The following is an 18,586-nucleotide window of genomic DNA, read 5'->3' on the forward strand; positions in this document are numbered from 1 at the left end:
ACCTCAGCATCTAACACATACAGAAACCTTTATAGTGCTAATGTCTAATTAATATCCCAAACTGGTTAATGCACGTTCATCATCAGACCAACCACGCTTCACTTTCACCCATAATGTGAGCATGATTTTTTTATCGAAAAGCTGTTCCATATCTTTACGAGCATCCATACCGACTTGCTTGATACGTTGTCCTTTGTCACCAATGACAATCGCTTTTTGACCACTACGCTCGACATAAATAGTCGCATCGATAAAAGTACAAGCTTTACGTGGACGACCTGTTTTTGGATCAGTATGTGCAGGCTCATCTTTAAATGCATCAATCTGTACCGTTAAATCATATGGTACTTCGTCGCCCGAACTACGCATGATTTTTTCGCGGATAATCTCACTGGCTAAAAAACGCTCTGATCGATCGGTAATTTGTTCAGTATCATAAATAGGTGCCGCGACTGGTAGATGTGACGCAATCACTTCTTCTAAGCGGTCTAGATTCTGATTTTTTAGAGCAGATACAGGCACAATGTCAGCAAAATCAAAACTGGCATTAAAAGTCTCGATAAGTGGCAATACACTGCCTTTATCTTTTAAGGTATCTGATTTATTAATGACCAATACTACAGTTAAATCAGTCTCACCGAGCTTCTGCAAGGTCAACAAGTCATCGTCACGCCACTGGTCTGAATCAACAACGAATAGTACCAAATCAACATCTACTAATGCAGATACGGCGGCTTTGTTCATACGCTCATTGATAGCACGCACTTCATTACGATGAATACCTGGTGTATCTACAAATACGGCCTGCATCTCATGATTTGACAGAATGCCGTGAATACGATGACGAGTCGTTTGCGGTTTACGTGATGTGATAGACAGCTTTTGACCTAACAAGTGATTCATTAGTGTCGATTTACCGACATTTGGACGTCCCACAATAGCAACATAGCCAGTTTTAAAGTTATCAGCCATACCTTTATGGCTGCTAGGCGAAAAGAACTCTTCAATCGCCATATCGTTTTCTGACGTAATATCTTCTGAGTGATCGATACCGTCGTTCGTTATATCAGTATTATCTTGGCTTAAGTTGATATCTTTTTTTTCAGTCATATTTTCGGCGTTATCTTCATTATTTGAGGGCAAATCAGTATGATTGCTCATAGGGTAATCCTGTAGGTTTTATAACCAGTCAAACGGTACTTAATGATGAATTGGTTTTATCAACACTAAAAAAGTGAAACCGTTGTCGGTTGGGAAGTATTTGAGGTTTGAAAGTATGTGACGTTTGAAAGAAAGCAAATCAGCAGTTTTTCAAACGTCACTTAATATGGGTCGTCAGTTTAAAATTGCGTTGGTAGTAAATCGCTAAATGTTAGTTAGTTATTTAGTTATGTACGCTTTTTAACTGAGCCTGGAAGTTTATGCAACTGGTTGATCATAAGCTCTGCTGCTTTTTGCTCAGCGATACGGCGGCTCTCACCAGATTCAGTAATATCAGGGCAATTATTGATATTAACGTGGCAACGTACAACAAATATTTGATACGGTGCATTACCACGTGTTTCCATTAGCTCGTAATGTGGCAAGTCAAACTGCTTAGATTGAAGCCACTCTTGTAGACGACTTTTTGCATCTTTTAATGCTTTGCGATCATTGACGTTATCAATCAAATCTCCGTACCAAGAGAGCACACAATCTCGCGTAATATCCATATCTTGACTGTCTAAATATATAGCCCCTATCAAAGACTCTACTGCATCTGCCAATATAGAAGCACGATTTCGACCACCGCCTTTCCTCTCGCCCACTCCTAGTATAAGGTGATTAGAGAGCTCTAAGTTTTGCGCAATGATGACCAGTGACTCTTGGCGTACTAACGTTGCACGCATACGAGTTAATCGACCTTCATTTTGGCTAGGATAGCGATGATATAAAGCCTCACCGACAATCATACCTAGTAAGGCATCACCTAAAAACTCTAAACGCTCATAGTTTTTCTTGCTATCAAACGAGCGATGCGTCAATGCAAGTTTCGGAAGGCTCAAGTCGTTGAACACATAGCCCAACTTACGCGTTAATACCGCTAGCCGCTGAATGAATTCTGAGCTAACAACAAGCGTGTCGACAGACGTGCTATTTTGTTGAGGAGTAGGAACCGCTTGGGAATGCTGCGAAGTTGGTTTCATGCGTGGCTTGTGGTTATCCCTTCTGTTTTACGAATTTAGTCATAATATCTATCGACTAAGGTTATAAGGAAAATTTAAGAGGATATTAACACCTCTTTCAATTACTCTGCTGCTGCCATATCAATATCACCTTCAAAACGATTGACGATATCAATATTGCTAAAGAAATTATTGGTTATTGCATATTGCTTGTAGATGGCTAACTGACCGGTTTTTTTATCAGTAAAAGTAAAAACCTCTTCTGCGGTAGTGTTATAGTCAGCATTAATAGATAACTGTCTATTAACGCGTTCAACAAACTGTTTAGCAGTTTCATTGTTATTATTTGACTCTAGGAGCTGTGCACTTAAGGTTTTGGTCAATTGATAATCACCAATCTGAGCTGGCACGATAGCAACGGTCAATTTAGCAGCAATGCCTAACACCATAATGATGAACACGATGCTTGTCACACTAGCGCCTCGCTGCGTGGCCAATCCAGATAATTGCTGCATTATTGTATTCCTCTATCTATCGATAACTTGCTATTGTAGTAAATACCTAAATATTAGGTATCCGTTAATTAGATAGCAACAATATTAGCACAAAACTATTATCGAAAAATCAACCAATAGAGTTTCTTACCATCTTAATTAATAGCACCATTGCGTTGGAAAGTTGGTAAGTTAAGTCCTGGTGGCTTATGCATCCAAATATAAACTGCTTTGCCCGCTAAGTTCTCATCAGGTACAAATCCCCAAAACCGACCATCCGCACTACGGTCACGGTTATCACCCATGACAAAATAATGACCTTCTGGCACATTGATACGCCATTCCGTCCCTTCTGAGCTAACCACTTCTGGTGACTGCTGCTGTAGAAAGGGTGCGTACTGAGCACTGTTCATACCAGTCAAGTAGCGAACAAGATGCTTGTTCTCACCTGGCGTCTCTTCAAAGTACTGCGCCTCACCTTCTTCTTGCTGACCCATCGCAACTGCACTTTCCTCGGTCAGCTCTTGTCCTGGAGCAATTTGTCCCGGCAGATAAAGTTGTGACGTCAATTCAGCACTTGCCGAAAAATCTACTGGCTGAGTATCAATCGGAACATCGTTAATCGCAAGTACACCTTGATCGTAGCTGACAGTATCACCAGGCAACCCAATCACACGCTTAATATAATAAATACTAGGATTTTCAGGGTAACGAAATACAGCAACATCACCATGCTCAGGCGAGCCGGTATCCAATATTTTATTATAAGTTAGCGGTAGTCTTACGCCATAAGAATACTTGTTTACAGCAATAAAATCGCCCGTATAAAGCGTCGGCACCATAGAAGATGATGGAATATTGAAGGGCTCAATCAAGAATGAGCGCACAATCAATACCACTGCCAATACAGGGAAAAAATCATAAGCCCAGCGTACTAGTAAGCCTTCTTGACCACGCCCACGAGTTTTACGTTGTTTGAGTGCCAATTTGTCTAATAGCCAAACTATACCCAAAACGACGGTTAATGGCACTAAAATTAAATTAAAATCAAAATCCATACTAGTTTGCCTATTAACGAGCTGCTGCTTTAACGGTTGCTATTTATCAATTAATTGTACTAATCACTGTCAGTTTTATACTAACAATGAATATTCAATACTTACTCTACTTGCAATACAGCCAAGAAGGCTTCCTGTGGAATTTCCACATTACCTACTTGCTTCATGCGTTTTTTACCAGCTTTCTGTTTAGACAATAGCTTTTTCTTACGCGAAACATCGCCACCATAACATTTTGCTAGTACATCTTTACGCATGGCTTTAACCGTACTACGGCCGATTATTTGACTACCAATAGCGGCTTGAATGGCCACATCAAACATCTGACGTGGAATCAACTCTTTCATCTTAGTGACTAGTGCATTACCACGATAACGTGATTGGGTTTCGTGCACAATCATCGCTAAGGCATCGACTTTATCGCCATTGATTAGCACATCGACTCTCACCAGTTTATCGGCTTGATAACGCTCAAAGTTATAATCGAGCGATGCAAAACCACGAGAGACCGACTTCAGGCGATCAAAGAAATCCATGACGACCTCGCCCATTGGAATGTCAAATATTAGCTGTACTTGTCGACCCATAAAGCGCATATCAACCTGAACGCCACGACGTTCAATACACAGAGTCATCACGTTACCTAAGTACTCTTGCGGTACTAGAATCTGACAACGAGCAATTGGCTCACGAAACTCTTCGATGTTGTTTGGCTCAGGTAGATGTGATGGGTTATCTACATAAATAACATCGCCATTCTTTTTCTCAATTTCATAGATAACTGAGGGAGCTGTAGTAATCAAATCCAAATCGTATTCACGCTCTAGACGCTCTTGGATAATCTCCATGTGCAGCATACCCAAGAAGCCACAGCGGAAACCGAAACCAAGCGCATCTGAAGTATCTGGCTCAAAAAATAGTGACGCATCATTGATCTGCAGTTTTTGTAAGGCTTCACGGAATTTTTCGAAGTCAGTAGACTCTACAGGGAACATACCTGCATAGACTTGCGGAGTTACTTGCTTAAAACCCGGAATACGGTCGACATCAGGCGTTTTGGCGTGGGTAATCGTATCACCAACAGGCGCGCCGGCAATGTCTTTAATACCAGCAATAATGAAACCAACTTCACCCGCTTCGAGAATACCCGTATCTACAGGCTTTGGCGTAAACACACCAATAGAGCCCACTAAATGCGCCTCTTGAGTTGATTTAATATAAAGCTTATCACCTTTGCGTATAGTTCCTTCGCGCACACGGACCAATGACACTACACCCAAATAATTATCAAACCACGAATCAATGATTAAGGCTTGTAGCGGTGCTTCACGGTCACCAGTCGGTGCTGGAATAAACGCAACCAATGCTTCTAGTAGTTTATCAACGCCTAAACCTGACTTGGCTGATACTCGAGGTGCATCAACCGCATCAATACCAATGATATCTTCAATTTCTTGAATAACGCGTTCAGGCTCAACTTGTGGCAAATCAATTTTATTCAGTACAGCCATGACTTCTAGGCCTTGATCAACTGCCGTATAGCAGTTAGCTACTGATTGCGCTTCGACGCCTTGCGCGGCATCAACAACCAAAAGCGCACCTTCGCAAGCCGCCAATGAACGCGACACTTCATAAGAAAAGTCGACGTGTCCTGGTGTATCGATAAAGTTGAGCTGATAACGCTCACCATTAGGATGATCGTAAAATAAAGTTACCGACTGCGCCTTAATAGTGATACCGCGCTCACGCTCAATATCCATGGAGTCAAGTACTTGCGCCTGCATCTCGCGATCTTGCAAGGCACCGCACATCTGAATAAAACGATCAGCAAGTGTCGACTTGCCATGATCAATGTGGGCAATGATTGAAAAGTTACGAATATTGGCTAATGCAGTCACAAAGCGCCTACTAAATTAAGGGTGATAGAATAATGAAACTAAAAGAATAAATGCTGTCAGACGCAAGCGATACAATAACTGTGTATTGCTGAAAATAGCTTATACACTAAAACTGCTATCTCAAATCAATAGCCAAATAGGCTATTACTTACGTGCAGATGTAAAAGAGTATTCTAGCAGTTTTCCACTACAAAGTAAGGCGATTTTGTGAGCAGAGAGATGATTTACAAGTGAAGTTACGAGCTGATAACCATACAGAGAGAAAGTATGATGCTTATTAGGACTTTATTGTCTTCTGTGGTGCTAATAATTCATCAAAACGACTTAAGATAAATCGAAAGTAAAGGCTACTGAGATCTATTGGATTTAGGGTAATTCTTCTCTACAGACTTACTTCCTGCTTGACCCAAATATTTATACATCCACAATGACTTACCATAAAAAGCACCATTCAACTGAGTTTGCTCTATTAAATATTCACGAAATCTTAGATAAAACTCATTGTCTGGACTTTTAGGCTGTTGCCAAAAATCGTTAAGTGGTTTTTGATCGGTTAGCTTAGGCGTGTTATAAATCGCACGACCCATGATCTTGGTTGGTTTTTTATGATATACCGATTGCAAACCCGTAGTGCTATTGATAGTCAACATACCAATACTATGTTTCATTAAAGTTGGCAAGTGCATATCGCAACCATAAAAAATACGGTCAGCCACCTCATAGCGCACTGCCAAGCTAGATACTAACTCACGATAGTCTCGATGACCACGATCTAACGGATGATGTTTAAGTACCAGCAACTGTTTCTTATCGGCATAAGTGGCAAAACTTGCAATAGACTCATCAATGAACTGTACAACATCTCGATAATCACTATGATGCGTAATCTGTGAGTCATTATGCACTTGCAAACTAATCAAGAAGTAATTATTACTTTCGTTCTTAGTCAATCTATTCTGCAGCTGTTTATCAGGTACATAATCTCGCAATTTGCGCCATGGAGCTCTCAGCCAAGCAATCGCTTCTTGCCATGCTGTCATACCACGGTAATGCGAATAGTGTGGATAACGTCCTTTGTACATCCAGGCAATAATATAATAAACAATAGCAGCGATACTCAACCGATAAAAACGATTGTGTGTATATAGCGGCTGATCATTGGCCTTTTTAAGTGCTTTGATGTCTTCTATATTTAAACGCGAATAGCCATTAATCCCGTGTTCTTGCAAGGTGATATAGTCAGGACGTAAATACCCTTCTTCAAATACGAAGAATGAGGTTTCTAATTGCTCACTGATACAGGCAGCTTGCGTATGATGTGGGCGACAATCACCGAAACAAACAATCGCATCAATGGCATTTTCTTTAATGAATGCCTGCAACCAAGAAGAGAAATGCGCTAATGTTCCCGTATATTCATAGGTATTATCATGATGATAGAAAAAAGCATCACCTGCATTAAAGTTGATTTTGCTAACTTTGATATTTTGGGTTTGTAAAAATGTCGAAAAGCGATTAAAAAATCCGCCCATCTTCCCTTGTAACAGCAAGACGTGTCGATGAGTAAGCAAGTGAGACATCGAAGCTGCCATAGTATTGGGCTACCATTAAGTGAAAGGGTCATAAATAAAAACGAGAGTGGTCGTTAAACCGTGTGAAGACACGTAGAATAAAAAATATTATACCGAAAAAAAATCTGCTTGTCGCAGTGGAATTATGCGACGATGCTGAAGCCTATCAACGGGATACTTTACGCACGAGCTGCTGAAATCGATGACGCTGCTGCATAAAACGTGTGGCGGCATGACGCTTAATTTGTGTAGTCAAAGTAGATACTGCTGAATTAGAGGTCTGCATCGAACGATGTGTATTGTTAAACATTTTAGTTTGAGATTCTTTGTTACCATTACCTTCAAGCATATATTCGTTTATAGGTGGATACAGATAATCAATAACTTGCTCTACTTGCGCAAGCCCATAGCCATTTGGTAAACGATAGAGTGGATATCGAATGAGCACGCCATACAGTAATTGCTCAAGCGTCAACACTGTGTCTCTTTTGCGTCTATCCAAGTATTCAGATTTGGGTGACAACTGTGCGTCAATATCGGCCGTTAACCCCCATCCTGCATAAAATGGCAAACCATAACAGATAACCTGTAAACCACGTAACAATGCCTCAAAACCCGTCAACGAGCTGATAGTGTGCACTTCATCGACACATTCTAAGCAGTCAGGCATGGCCGTATCATAGGCGACCGCATTTACTTGACGTAAACCTGCTGCCACTACTTTGCCTGCTCGTAACCCTGCTTCAACGTCAGGGTGCGGCTTATAGATTAGGTAAGCATCAGGATTGTCTTGGCATACGCGATCAATCAAGCCACGATTAGTCTTGATGGTCGAACCACAATACTGAACCGACAGATCATCTTCTACTTGACCGATAATGAGAATTCGGCGCTTGTTAGACAATCTTGCTTTCTGCATCCATGAACTATGCTGGCTATCAGAACTATTAACATCAGCACCCACATTGTATTTACTCACGCGCTGAGTACGTAGCTTTTCTTGCAGCAGTTTTACTCGTGTACTTTGGTGTGGATTTAGCGCCTCACAGTTGCATAACAATGTTTCTAAATCCGAAGGTTGAGTCGCATCATAATAGATGCCCTGCTTATCGATTACCACCGACAATGGTGCTAGTAGCGTGGCACCTAAACCATTTGAGCGGATAAATCCATCTTCCATACAGTAAATAGAAGGCATTTCAGAAGACTGCATTACTAGTTTTTTCTGGCGCTTCTGTTGTACTTGCTGTCGTTTGGCTAAACCCCATACGAGTAAAGGCCGCTGATAGTTGACTCGAAAATGATCTGGATGCAGTAAATTCTTTAAGCGTGGCTTAGGTTTAACGAATAATGTTGTACGTGGCAGATTAATAAAATCTCTCACAAAAGGCAACTTCCAGCGGCTAAACTCATATACTGTCAAATCGCCTTCCAAACGTGATTGCCAATGACGATTGGTCACCAACCACTCAATCGCCGTATCTATGTCGCAAGCCTTTTTGGTTGCGGGATCTACGTAATGGCTATAGTCAATATAAGCGCTATAAAACAGTGTTTCTAGCGTTGTATTTACTGTCTTACTAGACGCTGTAGAAAATAGTGACAAGCCTGATGTTTTCTTAGTACTCACTGATGCTCTGGCAGACAATTCACGACGATTCTGAACTTCTTTAAGCAAACGTTTTGGTGCGCCACTATCGTCGGTGAGCCCCCAACCGCTATACCAGTTGACACCAAAACAATGCACCTTTTTCCCCAACATCAATGCCTCAAAACCCATATGTGAGCTGACTGTATAGACATGCTCCACTTGAAAAAGCAGTGCAATTGGGTTAAGCGCTTGCGTTAATAGTCGAACGTTTTTAGGTAGTCTAAGACTGGTCAGGTATCCTGATTTTGATGCGGGATGAGCCTTTATCCAAATATGAGATTCTGGATGATTGCGGCAAGCGACTTTTAGCATTCGCTTAAATTGACGTTTGTTAGCGCCAGCACCTCTAACAGAAGCGTCACCAGCTACTTGATCAATTAATAAAACATGAGATTTTAGAGGTATTTTGAGCGTGCTTGTATTTTCTTGACTAACCAAGTAGTTCAATGAGGGGCAGTCAATGACTGCGTTATACTTGCTGATTTTTTCATCACAAATACGTGCCATTAATTGCTGAGCACGCGCTTCCTGTGTTCCACTGTTATCGATAGTAGCGTTTTTAGTACGCTCAATAATCAGCTGCTCAAGTCGTGAACGCTGTGTCAGGTCAAAGTAGATACCAATATCATCAACGACCACACTCAAACCATGACGGCTACTAGTACCCGAATCTAATGAGCGTAAAAAACCATCTTCAATACTGAGGGTTGAAAGCTGCTGCCGTGTAGCCGCCTTGTTGGCTCGTTGATAGCTTTTCTTGTGACCCCATCCAATAAATGCATCAGGTTGCTGTTTTGATGAGTGCATAATTTTATGTTTTATAATGTTCGGTAGCGGTAAAAAGGATGAACTATCATCAACCAAGCGACAGTCCAATCCTGACCACGGGTACCATCGCTGAATATCGGCTTGTAGCACGTGCGGCAACAACACATTGTTATGACGTATACCTTTTCCCACAACAGCTAATTGAGTAAATAGTAATGACGGTTGTGCTGCAATGACAGACTCAGACATCAAAGACATAGGTTTGTCGTTATCAGTATTTGCCTGTCTTACTGCCATATTCCATACCTTACTAATTGAGCGTTATTTATCAAACATCAACAATGCATTGAGCTTTCAAATCAAAGATCAAAATATGACGTTTGCAGCGATGGCCAATTGATAGAGGATTTGTGATATACCACGGGCAATTTCTACGTTTTTAGTTTTGACTTTTGGCAATACCATAATTTCATCGCCTTGCTGAATACGGTACGCAGTATTAACCACTTCATTTGTACCATTTTGATGAATCACAAGAATCTCTTTAGTATCAGCATTATCACCAAAACCACCGGAGCTAGCGATATAGTCGCCCACTGTATAATCGGCATTAAATGTCAGTGCACCTTGCGCACGCACTTGGCCATTTACCGTAATGATAGAAGTTTGCGCAGGAATCTCAATGATATCACCTTGCTGTAGAATGATATCCTGCCATGAGTTCGGTACGACAACAATTCGACCATCCGTCTGTACTTTACGAGCTTTAGCCACAAACTCTTTCACCAAAGCAGCATCGTCTTGACGCAGAGCTGCTTCTTCACGGGTCGTCGACTGCGTCGCAAGTGTTAATTCTTCTAAGCGATCAAGCGACTCATTAATCATACGTTTTTGTTGCTCAGCCACAGATTCGCGATAAATGGTCAAGTTGGTTAGCTTTGCAAGTGGACTGGGTTGCAATTGCGGAATAATATCTTTCAGGCGAGCCCCGTAAGGTACTACCATCGCACCGTTCCCCGTATGCGCGCCCTTAACTTGAACAGCGATGGTACCCGCATAGCGATCTGACGTGACTACCATCTGATCCCCATTATAAACAGGCACGTTTTGAGCATCAGCTAATGAATAATATTCTGCTGTCTGCGCACGGCCTGCACTTCGAGTAATACTAACATTGGTCGCATTCGCTGCTGGACTGGCCACTTGTAATACATCACCTACGGTCAAATCGTTTACATCAAACTCAAAAGTGTATTCGTTCTGAACTTGGCCACTAACTTCAAAGGTTTTCTTTTGCGGAGAGACCGTTATCACATCACCATCTCGAAATGAGAATGACTGTAGTTTACCCGCCAATAGGAAATCATATAAATTGACTTGCTGTAACATCTGACCATTACGCTTTATTTGAATATCAATATAGCTGCCACGAGTCGGATCAACACCGCCTGCTCTATCTAAGTAAGACAATACTGAATCTGCTGCCAAACCGCCATAATAACCAGGTTGTTTGACAAAACCAGTAACAAATACTTTCACTGGCTGTGCCTGCTCTAGTGATGCATAGACACCGACGTTAGAGCGGTAAATACGACTGACAGCGCTTTTGACCACGTTTTGCAAATTACCATTTTGTACACCAGAGATGCGTACTGGACCAACATTGGGCAAGAATATATTACCTTGTGGATCAACCGTGGTAGTAGCTGCATATTGATAGGCGCCCCACATTCTTACTTGAACGTTGTCACCGGGGTTTATCACATAGCTGTCATTAAAAGTAGAGCCAGAAGTGGTCGAGAATGCACCGCGAAACAGCTGCTCACCAAACATCATATCTTGAGTGTTGATATCTTGATACGGACGCGTGGTATTGATAACCGACTGACTGGGCAAACTCGCTGCATTCACTGCTTCTTGCATCGTTGCCTGAGCTGGGACGCTACCAGAGAATGCTTGCGTTGAGGCGTTGCTAGTATTGTTACTTGTACCAAAGCTAGATCCAGCTATCTGATTAGCAGCGCTATCTGCTGCCATGGCTGGCAAGCTCGTCGCGGCCATCGCCAAACTAATCATCATCACGATAGAACGTGGTTTTGTATTCATGCGTTGTATTCCTTTGCTGATCTATCGATCATTATTGATATCTGGTTTGTCAAAGTTTCCTTGAACAAATCTAGCTACGATGGTCACGGACAACTGCCATTACCAAGCGCACGAAACCATAGAATATCAATAGCAATGCTAGTGATGTCCAAATAATGTAGCCACGGCGTGGATACAATGCTTCTTCAGCTTCATATGGCGTTGAAATCACAATCAGATTTTTCATCTTTTTGAAGGCTTCTAAACGCGCTTTTTCAAGTGATGATAACGATAACTTATAGAGCTCAGTCGCAAATTCAACATCAGCTTTGATAGTTTCAAACTGTATGGCTTGACGGTTCAACTTGGTGGTATTTGGTGACGTTAATTTGGTTTGCTCTTGAGTAATCTGCTCTGTCACAGCTTTTATCTGACTTCTTAATGACACAACCTGCGGTGCATCTGGGTTCAAATAACTAAGCAATTGACGCTCTTCTGTACGTAATGAACTCAACTGCCCTTGTAGACTACCAATCAGCTGGTTAACGATTTGTGCATTGGCTTGTGGATCATAAATTTCATTGTCATTTTGATAGTTTAATAACTGCTCTTTCGTTTCATTTAAACGATCTTGCGACTCATCTAATTGTGTTTCTGCAAACACCAATTGATCACGAGCAACTTCTTGTGAAATGCGGTTTACAAACTGCTCAGACTCACTCAGGATTGTCTTATTGAGCTCAAAAGCATACTTTGCATCGAACGCTTCTGTCGATACTGAGAGAATGTAGCTTTGTTCATCTAAATCGATATGAACCCGTTGTTTGAAATACTCAAGCAACTCTTCTTGCGTGGCATCAGGTTTTATTTCATTAATAGGATCTGAACCATCAACGTGATAAGCCTCGCGGAACTTGAACTTTTTATCAAGGCGTTTCACCATATCGTTAGATAGAATGTACTCTGTTAAATAAGTCGCGTCTTCTTTACTAGTGCTGTTCACACCTAACAAGGCTGAGATCCCTCCAGCAGAAGATACGCTCGTATCGCTGACTTGTTTAACCACCACATTAGCGGTCGAGATAAATCGGGGATGAGCAAACGTCATGACATAAAAGATCACCAACGCCCAAGGGAGAATCACCAAGCCAATAAACAGCGAGAAGCTAATGACCTTACTTTTTTGCTTTGTGGATATGCTTTTCATAAACTTCAATCGCTTCTGTTGTATCATCAAAGACGTGTGCTGTTTGATCCATTAACACAATACCAATATCGCAGTTTCGCTTAATATCACCAATATTATGCGACACTATTAAAAATCCTGCTTGTTCACGGCGCGCAGCTAGTATCTCTTCACTACGCTTTCGAAAAGCGGCATCACCAACGGCACCTGCCTCATCAAGCATGTAATAATCAAAATCAAAAGCCAAACTTAAACCAAACGTTAAACGTGCTTTCATTCCTGACGAATAGCTTTTAACTGGCATGTCAAAATAATTACCGATGTCTGCAAACTCTTCAACAAAACGAATTTTTTCGTCAATATAAGGGCCACTTGAATATAGACGACAAACAAATCGTACATTTTGACGACCAGTCAAACTGCCTTGGAAACCACCGGCTACCCCTACTGGCCAAGAAATCGTTGAATCAGTGACAATTTCTCCATGATCCGGCTTATCTAGTCCGCAAATGATACGCAACAATGTTGATTTTCCCGCACCATTACGCCCTAGCAAGCCAACACTTTGTTTATCACCAATAGTCAGATTTAAATCTTTAAATAGATAATGCCGACCTTGTTTGGTCATAAATGACTTAGAGACGTTTCTAATTTCAATCATTCATTTACCTGTTATTACTTTGATCGGATAAGGTCTTTCTCAACCGCTTTATACATCAATAAACCTAAAAAATTAACGCCTACCATCCACTTTAAAAAATACCCTATATCAATATGATATGCAGGATAAGTAGGAGACAGGGCGTTTCTCATTAGCTCAATATTATGAACAAATGGAACATATAATAAATAACTAAAATATGGCTCGGGAATAATATGAATAGAATACATAATCCCAGATACGAAATATAAAATAGTAAAAAGTAAGCCAATAACCTTACTGATTTCACCACCATAATAACCAATAACCATCATTATGAGAGCCAAACCAAAGCCAAAGAAAAACAAAGTTATCCAGCAAAACAACACAACATTTAAATGCGCAAGGCTAATAGGAATACCAATGAAAGCAAGTATGACTAATAATATTACAAAGGTAAAAAAATAAATCATCAACTCTAAGAACGAACGCGCAATGATGACATCAATGTGACGTACTGAGCGATACATTAACAGACCTTGATTAGCCTCAACTGCTCCTAACGACCGCGTTGCCATTGTACTCATCATACGGAAAGGTACTAGACCTGCAACCAAAAAAAGCATGTAATCCATTCCTGGCAGTACACGCGTCATAATAGCGCCAAATATTACTAAATAAATAGCAACTTGGAACATTATCTCTAGCGGTGCCCATAGATAGCCCAAGCGATAGCCACCAAAGCGCGTTTGTAGCTCACGCATCAGCAAAGCATGGAACGCAGCACCCATGACTTTGAGGCCACTACGGTGCTTAATAGGACGATAAGGGGGCAATTGTACAGACATAGCGTTACAGGACTTTACCGAAAACAGCCCCTATGATAAGTAAGCGCGACATAAGTTACAACAATTAATCTGTGTATAAACAGATAAGCCTATGATTTAGTAAGAAATCAGTAAGTAATGATAGACAAACATTCGATTTACTTAACCATCAATACGTACTTCTGCCGTTTATTTTAGGCAAAAAAAAACCAATCTCAATAGATTGGTTTTTTAGTTGATACTAATAAAGTATCTATAAATGGTGGCGATGAAGAGACTTGAACTCTTGACCTCACGATTATGAGTCATGCGCTCTAACCAGCTGAGCTACATCGCCATTTTAGGTTGGCTATTATGCCTAAGCAGATGACTATCGTCAACCCCTAATAAGCACTTTTTCCAAAAAACTTGACCTAATATTAAAAATATCGTCATTAATAATTAACAGCGAGATTTTTTAATACTATGTTAGGCCATTAAAAAAGGTTTGGTAAACCGATAAGCCGGGTTCTGTCGTGGACAATCATTCCTCTAGGCGTACAATCGCTCGTACGCTCAAGCAACCTACCCGCATCGAACGCGGGCCGCGCCATGCCGATGCCTATTTGGTCTTGCTACGCGTGGAGTTTACCATGCCGTGAACTGTTGCCAGCCACGCGGTGCGCTCTTACCGCACCCTTTCACCCTTACCGATGACATGAATATCTTGCGATACTCATATAAGTCAAAGGCGGTCTACTCTCTGCTGCACTGGTCGTCAAGTTACCCTGCCCAGCCGTTAGCTGGCACGCTGCCCTATGTAGCCCGGACTTTCCTCCCCTGCATGTCTGTTACCAGTGTGCAGCGGCGATTGCCTAGTCTACCAAGCGCGCTAGTATAACAAACTTATGGCAGAGTGCGAACGTCTTTTGGATTTATTTTTAGCATCAGCATAAATAGCTCAAATAAAACCTTCGGGCAAAGATAAACAGTAATTTTCTGACAGCGTTTTGGTATTAAGCATTTCTGTATTAAGCATCTCTGTATTAACAGACATTTGGTTTTTTAGAGCTGGTATCTGTACCCAATGAGCCTTGGGGTAATTCGCAGCTAAATAATTTTGCAAAAAATCCACAGTGCTATTCGCAATCTCGGTATCCGTATTGTCAGCATCGTCATGGATATGATTATAGATAACACTATGTACAGATAACCCACGGGCTTTTATCGCTTCCAAACTCAGTAATGTGTGATTGATACTGCCCAAACGACCTGAAGTGACCAAAATAATTGGATAACCTTGAGTAGCAATATAATCTAAAATTAATAAATGCTCTGTAATTGGTACCAGTAATCCACCCGCGCCTTCTAGTAATACCAAGTCGTACTCAGCTTGCAATCGTTTGGTGGCATTAGTAATCAGTTCAGGATCTAGCACTTCCCCTGATAATCGAGTGGCTAAGTGCGGTGATGCAGGCTTTTCATAGCGATGAGCGCAAGTGGTAAAATCAAGGTCACATGGCTGTAGAGGAATATCCATTAGTTGACGATGGGTAATGATATCGTCAGCAATGCCCATCTCGCCAGTATTGGCATTCATTGTCACGCCAGTTTGCACCAGCTTCTGAGTGATGACGTTGACGTTCTGCTGCATTAATGATTTGGCAATGATGCCAGTGGCATAAGTTTTACCGATATCAGTATCGATACCTGAGACAAATAAAACACTCATAGCACACCTTATAAAAGAAATTGACTGGCCTATAATGCAGGGAGTTTTTGCTAAACTTCAATATTTGAAGCTGAACTCGAAACTTGTGCCAGATAAATTGTCACTACATGTAGTAACGATTGGCATAAAGTCACAAGCTCAGTATTAGTAATGACATAAGGCGGCATGATGTACACCAATTTGCCAAATGGTCTGACCCAGATACCATTATCAATCAATAAAGCCTGAAAAATAGGCATATCAACAGCGTCATGTAACTCAATGACGGCGACTGCACCCAAACAACGTACTTCAGCAATACCTTCTAACAACGAAGCGGGGGCTAGCTGCTGCTCCATCGTGCGTTGCATATTGGCAGTACGCGCTTCAATATCATAAGACATAATCAAATCAATCGAAGCACACGCAACCGTACAAGCAAGTGGATTTCCCATAAAGGTTGGGCCATGCATCAGTGCTGGATAGTCACTATTATGAATAGTATCGGCAATTTTTCGGGTACATAACGTTGCGGCAAAAGTCATATAGCCACCCGTCAACGCCTTTCCAATCGTCATGATATCAGGGCTAATATCAGCATGCTCACACGCAAATAACTTACCACTACGACCAAAACCAGTGGCAATTTCGTCAGCAATCAATAGTACATCGTGCTCATCGCACAGTTGACGCAGCAGTTGCAGATACTCAGGACTATAAAAACGCATGCCGCCTGCGCCCTGAATAATCGGCTCGATAATAAAGCCTGCCAGCTTATCACTATGCTCATCAAAAAATGCTGTGAGGGCAACGCGATCAGATTCTGTTAAAGCCCGCTCAAAACCCAATGGTGGTGCTGCGACAAAATGCTGCGTTGGTAATTGCTTGCCATACAGACTGTGCATGCCGTTAATAGGATCACAAATACTCATGGCATGCCACGTATCACCATAATAACCAGAATGTGTAGAGGCAAATTGCTGCTTGGCTGGGCGCTTGGCAGCCACTTGATATTGCAGCGCCATTTTCAACGCCACTTCTACTGCGATACTGCCACTGTCCGCATAGAAAATCGCATCAAGTCCAGCAGGCACAATGTCGAGCAATTTCTGACCCAAATCTATCGCTGGCTGATGGGTCAAGCCACCAAACATCACATGCGCCATTTTACCCAATTGCTCAATAATAGCGTCGTTCAGTTTGGGATGATTATAGCCATGAACGCTTGCCCACCATGATGACATACCATCGATAAGGCGCGTGCCATCTTCGGTGATGATATAAATACCTTCAGCACGATCAATAACGATATTTGAATAAGTAGGTGGCAGGCTAGCATATGGATGCCAAAGGTGCTGTTGATCAAAGTCGCTCGTTATCTGGTTTGCATTTATCGTCATTACATTGTTCCTAAAGCGCTTCGAACCCAAATATCATTAATAATGTATCGTTGATTCAGTTTAAAAGAGAGTCAAGGCAACCGAGCGCAGATGTATATGTGATACTTCAAGTGAGGTTAACGCTGTCACTCTTTTATAGAGGATCAACTATGTAAGCTACTTATTGACCCGTAATGCGTTTGTATTTAGACAACAAATCGCTTCCTGTCTCGACATGATTAGGATCATGGGGAATGCAGTCAACCGGACAAATAACCACACATTGCGGTTCATCAAAATGCCCGATGCATTCGGTGCATAAGTCAGGGTCGATAACATAAATATCGTCCCCTTCCGATATTGCCTCATTGGGACACGCAGGCTCGCACACATCACAATTGATGCACTCATCAGTAATCAGTAGTGCCATGAACGGCTCCTTACGGTTGATTTTTAGCCTATATGCTGCAGCTGTCGGCCTATTAAAAGGCTATCTGTCTTGAATCACCAGTTTTTTTGTAAAAGCATCAGACACACAAGTGGGTACGAATTTAGTGACGTCGCCACCAAGTTTGGCAATTTCACGAATCATGGTCGATGAGATAAAGGAATAATTCGGTGCTGGCGTCAAAAATACCGCTTCAAAATTTTCATCAAGCTCACGATTCATATTGGCTAACTGGAATTCGTATTCAAAATCTGACATGGCTCGCAAACCACGCAAGACAGCAGCAGCTCCTTGAACACGCATAAAGTCGACGAGCAAACCCTCAAAGCCAACCACGGATACTTGTGGCAAGTCAGCAAATACGGTCTCAACTAAAGCGACACGTTCTTCAAAGTTGAACAATGGCTTTTTATGATGTCCTGAGGCAACGGCAATAACGACCTCATCAAACAGCTTAGTAGCACGTGTGACTAAGTCCACATGACCATTAGTAATAGGATCAAAAGTACCTGGATATAAGATTTTGGTATGTAACTTTGAGGAATTAGGGGAATCAGAAAGGCTCATAACATGGCTAACATAGTCGGTAATATTGGACTATATGCTAGCAAATTTTGCTCAAACTTAATACTTATCTGCTACATTTGTCCTAACAGCTGACTTACATTTTTATCAGAGGCTTTGCTACAATGGTTAGTTCGACTCATCCTGCTTATTTTTTACATA

The 18,586-nt window shown here is 41.5% G+C and carries 14 protein-coding genes, 1 tRNA gene, 1 other RNA gene and 1 pseudogene; all 17 read right to left on the reverse strand.

From position 1 onward, the window contains the following. Positions 1–48: 48 nt before the first annotated feature. The 17 genes and pseudogenes from era to coaD all read right to left on the reverse strand — a co-directional run bounded on the left by era (position 49) and on the right by coaD (position 18,427). Positions 49–1,014 carry a GTPase Era gene (gene era, locus JMW61_RS02075; RefSeq protein WP_110922195.1) on the reverse strand — a complete coding sequence of 322 codons (966 nt, stop codon included), beginning with the start codon at positions 1,012–1,014 and terminating at the stop codon, positions 49–51. A gap of 374 nt (positions 1,015–1,388) precedes the next feature. Continuing rightward, a complete protein-coding gene (rnc, locus tag JMW61_RS02080) occupies positions 1,389–2,186 on the reverse strand; it encodes a ribonuclease III (protein ID WP_197215885.1) in 798 nt (265 codons plus the stop codon). A 101-nt stretch (positions 2,187–2,287) separates the two neighbouring features. After that, complete coding sequence (locus JMW61_RS02085) at positions 2,288–2,680, reverse strand: DUF4845 domain-containing protein (protein ID WP_110921743.1); 393 nt, start codon at positions 2,678–2,680, stop codon at positions 2,288–2,290. 134 nt (positions 2,681–2,814) lie between these two features. After that, a complete protein-coding gene (gene lepB / locus JMW61_RS02090; protein WP_201549055.1) occupies positions 2,815–3,717 on the reverse strand; it encodes a signal peptidase I in 903 nt (300 codons plus the stop codon). Between the two features lie 101 nt (positions 3,718–3,818). After that, on the reverse strand, positions 3,819–5,615 hold the full coding sequence (gene lepA / locus JMW61_RS02095; RefSeq protein ID WP_110921745.1) for a translation elongation factor 4: 1,797 nt from the start codon (positions 5,613–5,615) through the stop codon (positions 3,819–3,821). A 347-nt stretch (positions 5,616–5,962) separates the two neighbouring features. Continuing rightward, positions 5,963–7,207: a capsule biosynthesis protein gene (locus tag JMW61_RS02100; protein ID WP_201549057.1), complete on the reverse strand. Its 1,245-nt coding sequence runs from the start codon at positions 7,205–7,207 to the stop codon at positions 5,963–5,965. Positions 7,208–7,352: 145 nt separating this feature from the next. After that, positions 7,353–9,902, reverse strand: coding sequence for a capsular polysaccharide biosynthesis protein (locus JMW61_RS02105; protein ID WP_201549059.1), 2,550 nt, complete (start codon positions 9,900–9,902; stop codon positions 7,353–7,355). A 69-nt stretch (positions 9,903–9,971) separates the two neighbouring features. Continuing rightward, on the reverse strand, positions 9,972–11,711 hold the full coding sequence (locus JMW61_RS02110) for a polysaccharide biosynthesis/export family protein (protein WP_201549067.1): 1,740 nt from the start codon (positions 11,709–11,711) through the stop codon (positions 9,972–9,974). A 70-nt stretch (positions 11,712–11,781) separates the two neighbouring features. After that, positions 11,782–12,897 carry a capsule biosynthesis protein gene (locus tag JMW61_RS02115; protein WP_201549069.1) on the reverse strand — a complete coding sequence of 372 codons (1,116 nt, stop codon included), beginning with the start codon at positions 12,895–12,897 and terminating at the stop codon, positions 11,782–11,784. After that, complete coding sequence (locus tag JMW61_RS02120) at positions 12,866–13,537, reverse strand: ABC transporter ATP-binding protein (protein ID WP_201549071.1); 672 nt, start codon at positions 13,535–13,537, stop codon at positions 12,866–12,868. The genes JMW61_RS02115 and JMW61_RS02120 overlap by 32 nt, the downstream gene beginning before the upstream one ends. A 14-nt stretch (positions 13,538–13,551) precedes the next feature. Next, positions 13,552–14,307, reverse strand: a complete 756-nt coding sequence (locus JMW61_RS02125) for an ABC transporter permease (RefSeq protein ID WP_227687334.1) — start codon at positions 14,305–14,307, stop codon at positions 13,552–13,554. Positions 14,308–14,603: 296 nt separating this feature from the next. Further along, positions 14,604–14,680 (reverse strand) — tRNA-Met (locus JMW61_RS02130). Between the two features lie 146 nt (positions 14,681–14,826). After that, positions 14,827–15,209, reverse strand: an RNA gene (gene rnpB / locus JMW61_RS02135) — RNase P RNA component class A. Between the two features lie 74 nt (positions 15,210–15,283). Further along, positions 15,284–16,054, reverse strand: a complete 771-nt coding sequence (gene bioD / locus JMW61_RS02140; RefSeq protein ID WP_201549075.1) for a dethiobiotin synthase — start codon at positions 16,052–16,054, stop codon at positions 15,284–15,286. Positions 16,055–16,104: 50 nt separating this feature from the next. After that, positions 16,105–17,433, reverse strand: a complete 1,329-nt coding sequence (bioA, locus tag JMW61_RS02145; RefSeq protein WP_201549077.1) for an adenosylmethionine--8-amino-7-oxononanoate transaminase — start codon at positions 17,431–17,433, stop codon at positions 16,105–16,107. A 160-nt stretch (positions 17,434–17,593) separates the two neighbouring features. Continuing rightward, positions 17,594–17,881: pseudogene (locus tag JMW61_RS02150) on the reverse strand (YfhL family 4Fe-4S dicluster ferredoxin); the annotation flags it as partial. Positions 17,882–17,902: 21 nt separating this feature from the next. Further along, positions 17,903–18,427 carry a pantetheine-phosphate adenylyltransferase gene (gene coaD / locus JMW61_RS02155; protein WP_201549094.1) on the reverse strand — a complete coding sequence of 175 codons (525 nt, stop codon included), beginning with the start codon at positions 18,425–18,427 and terminating at the stop codon, positions 17,903–17,905. Positions 18,428–18,586 lie beyond the last annotated feature (159 nt).

The organism is Psychrobacter fjordensis (assembly GCF_904845995.1).
Lineage (GTDB): Bacteria > Pseudomonadota > Gammaproteobacteria > Pseudomonadales > Moraxellaceae > Psychrobacter > Psychrobacter fjordensis.

What these genes read in the sequence shown, in the direction of transcription:
- era (WP_110922195.1), bottom strand. Translation starts at nt 1,014, where the DNA reads ATGGCGATTGAAGAGTTCTTTTCGCCTAGCAGCCATAAAGGTATGGCT.
- rnc (WP_197215885.1), bottom strand. Translation starts at nt 2,186, where the DNA reads ATGAAACCAACTTCGCAGCATTCCCAAGCGGTTCCTACTCCTCAACAA.
- JMW61_RS02085 (WP_110921743.1), bottom strand. Translation starts at nt 2,680, where the DNA reads ATGCAGCAATTATCTGGATTGGCCACGCAGCGAGGCGCTAGTGTGACA.
- lepB (WP_201549055.1), bottom strand. Translation starts at nt 3,717, where the DNA reads ATGGATTTTGATTTTAATTTAATTTTAGTGCCATTAACCGTCGTTTTG.
- JMW61_RS02100 (WP_201549057.1), bottom strand. Translation starts at nt 7,207, where the DNA reads ATGGCAGCTTCGATGTCTCACTTGCTTACTCATCGACACGTCTTGCTG.
- JMW61_RS02105 (WP_201549059.1), bottom strand. Translation starts at nt 9,902, where the DNA reads ATGGCAGTAAGACAGGCAAATACTGATAACGACAAACCTATGTCTTTG.
- JMW61_RS02110 (WP_201549067.1), bottom strand. Translation starts at nt 11,711, where the DNA reads ATGAATACAAAACCACGTTCTATCGTGATGATGATTAGTTTGGCGATG.
- JMW61_RS02115 (WP_201549069.1), bottom strand. Translation starts at nt 12,897, where the DNA reads ATGAAAAGCATATCCACAAAGCAAAAAAGTAAGGTCATTAGCTTCTCG.
- JMW61_RS02120 (WP_201549071.1), bottom strand. Translation starts at nt 13,537, where the DNA reads ATGATTGAAATTAGAAACGTCTCTAAGTCATTTATGACCAAACAAGGT.
- JMW61_RS02125 (WP_227687334.1), bottom strand. Translation starts at nt 14,307, where the DNA reads ATGGGTGCTGCGTTCCATGCTTTGCTGATGCGTGAGCTACAAACGCGC.
- bioD (WP_201549075.1), bottom strand. Translation starts at nt 16,054, where the DNA reads ATGAGTGTTTTATTTGTCTCAGGTATCGATACTGATATCGGTAAAACT.
- bioA (WP_201549077.1), bottom strand. Translation starts at nt 17,433, where the DNA reads ATGACGATAAATGCAAACCAGATAACGAGCGACTTTGATCAACAGCAC.
- coaD (WP_201549094.1), bottom strand. Translation starts at nt 18,427, where the DNA reads ATGAGCCTTTCTGATTCCCCTAATTCCTCAAAGTTACATACCAAAATC.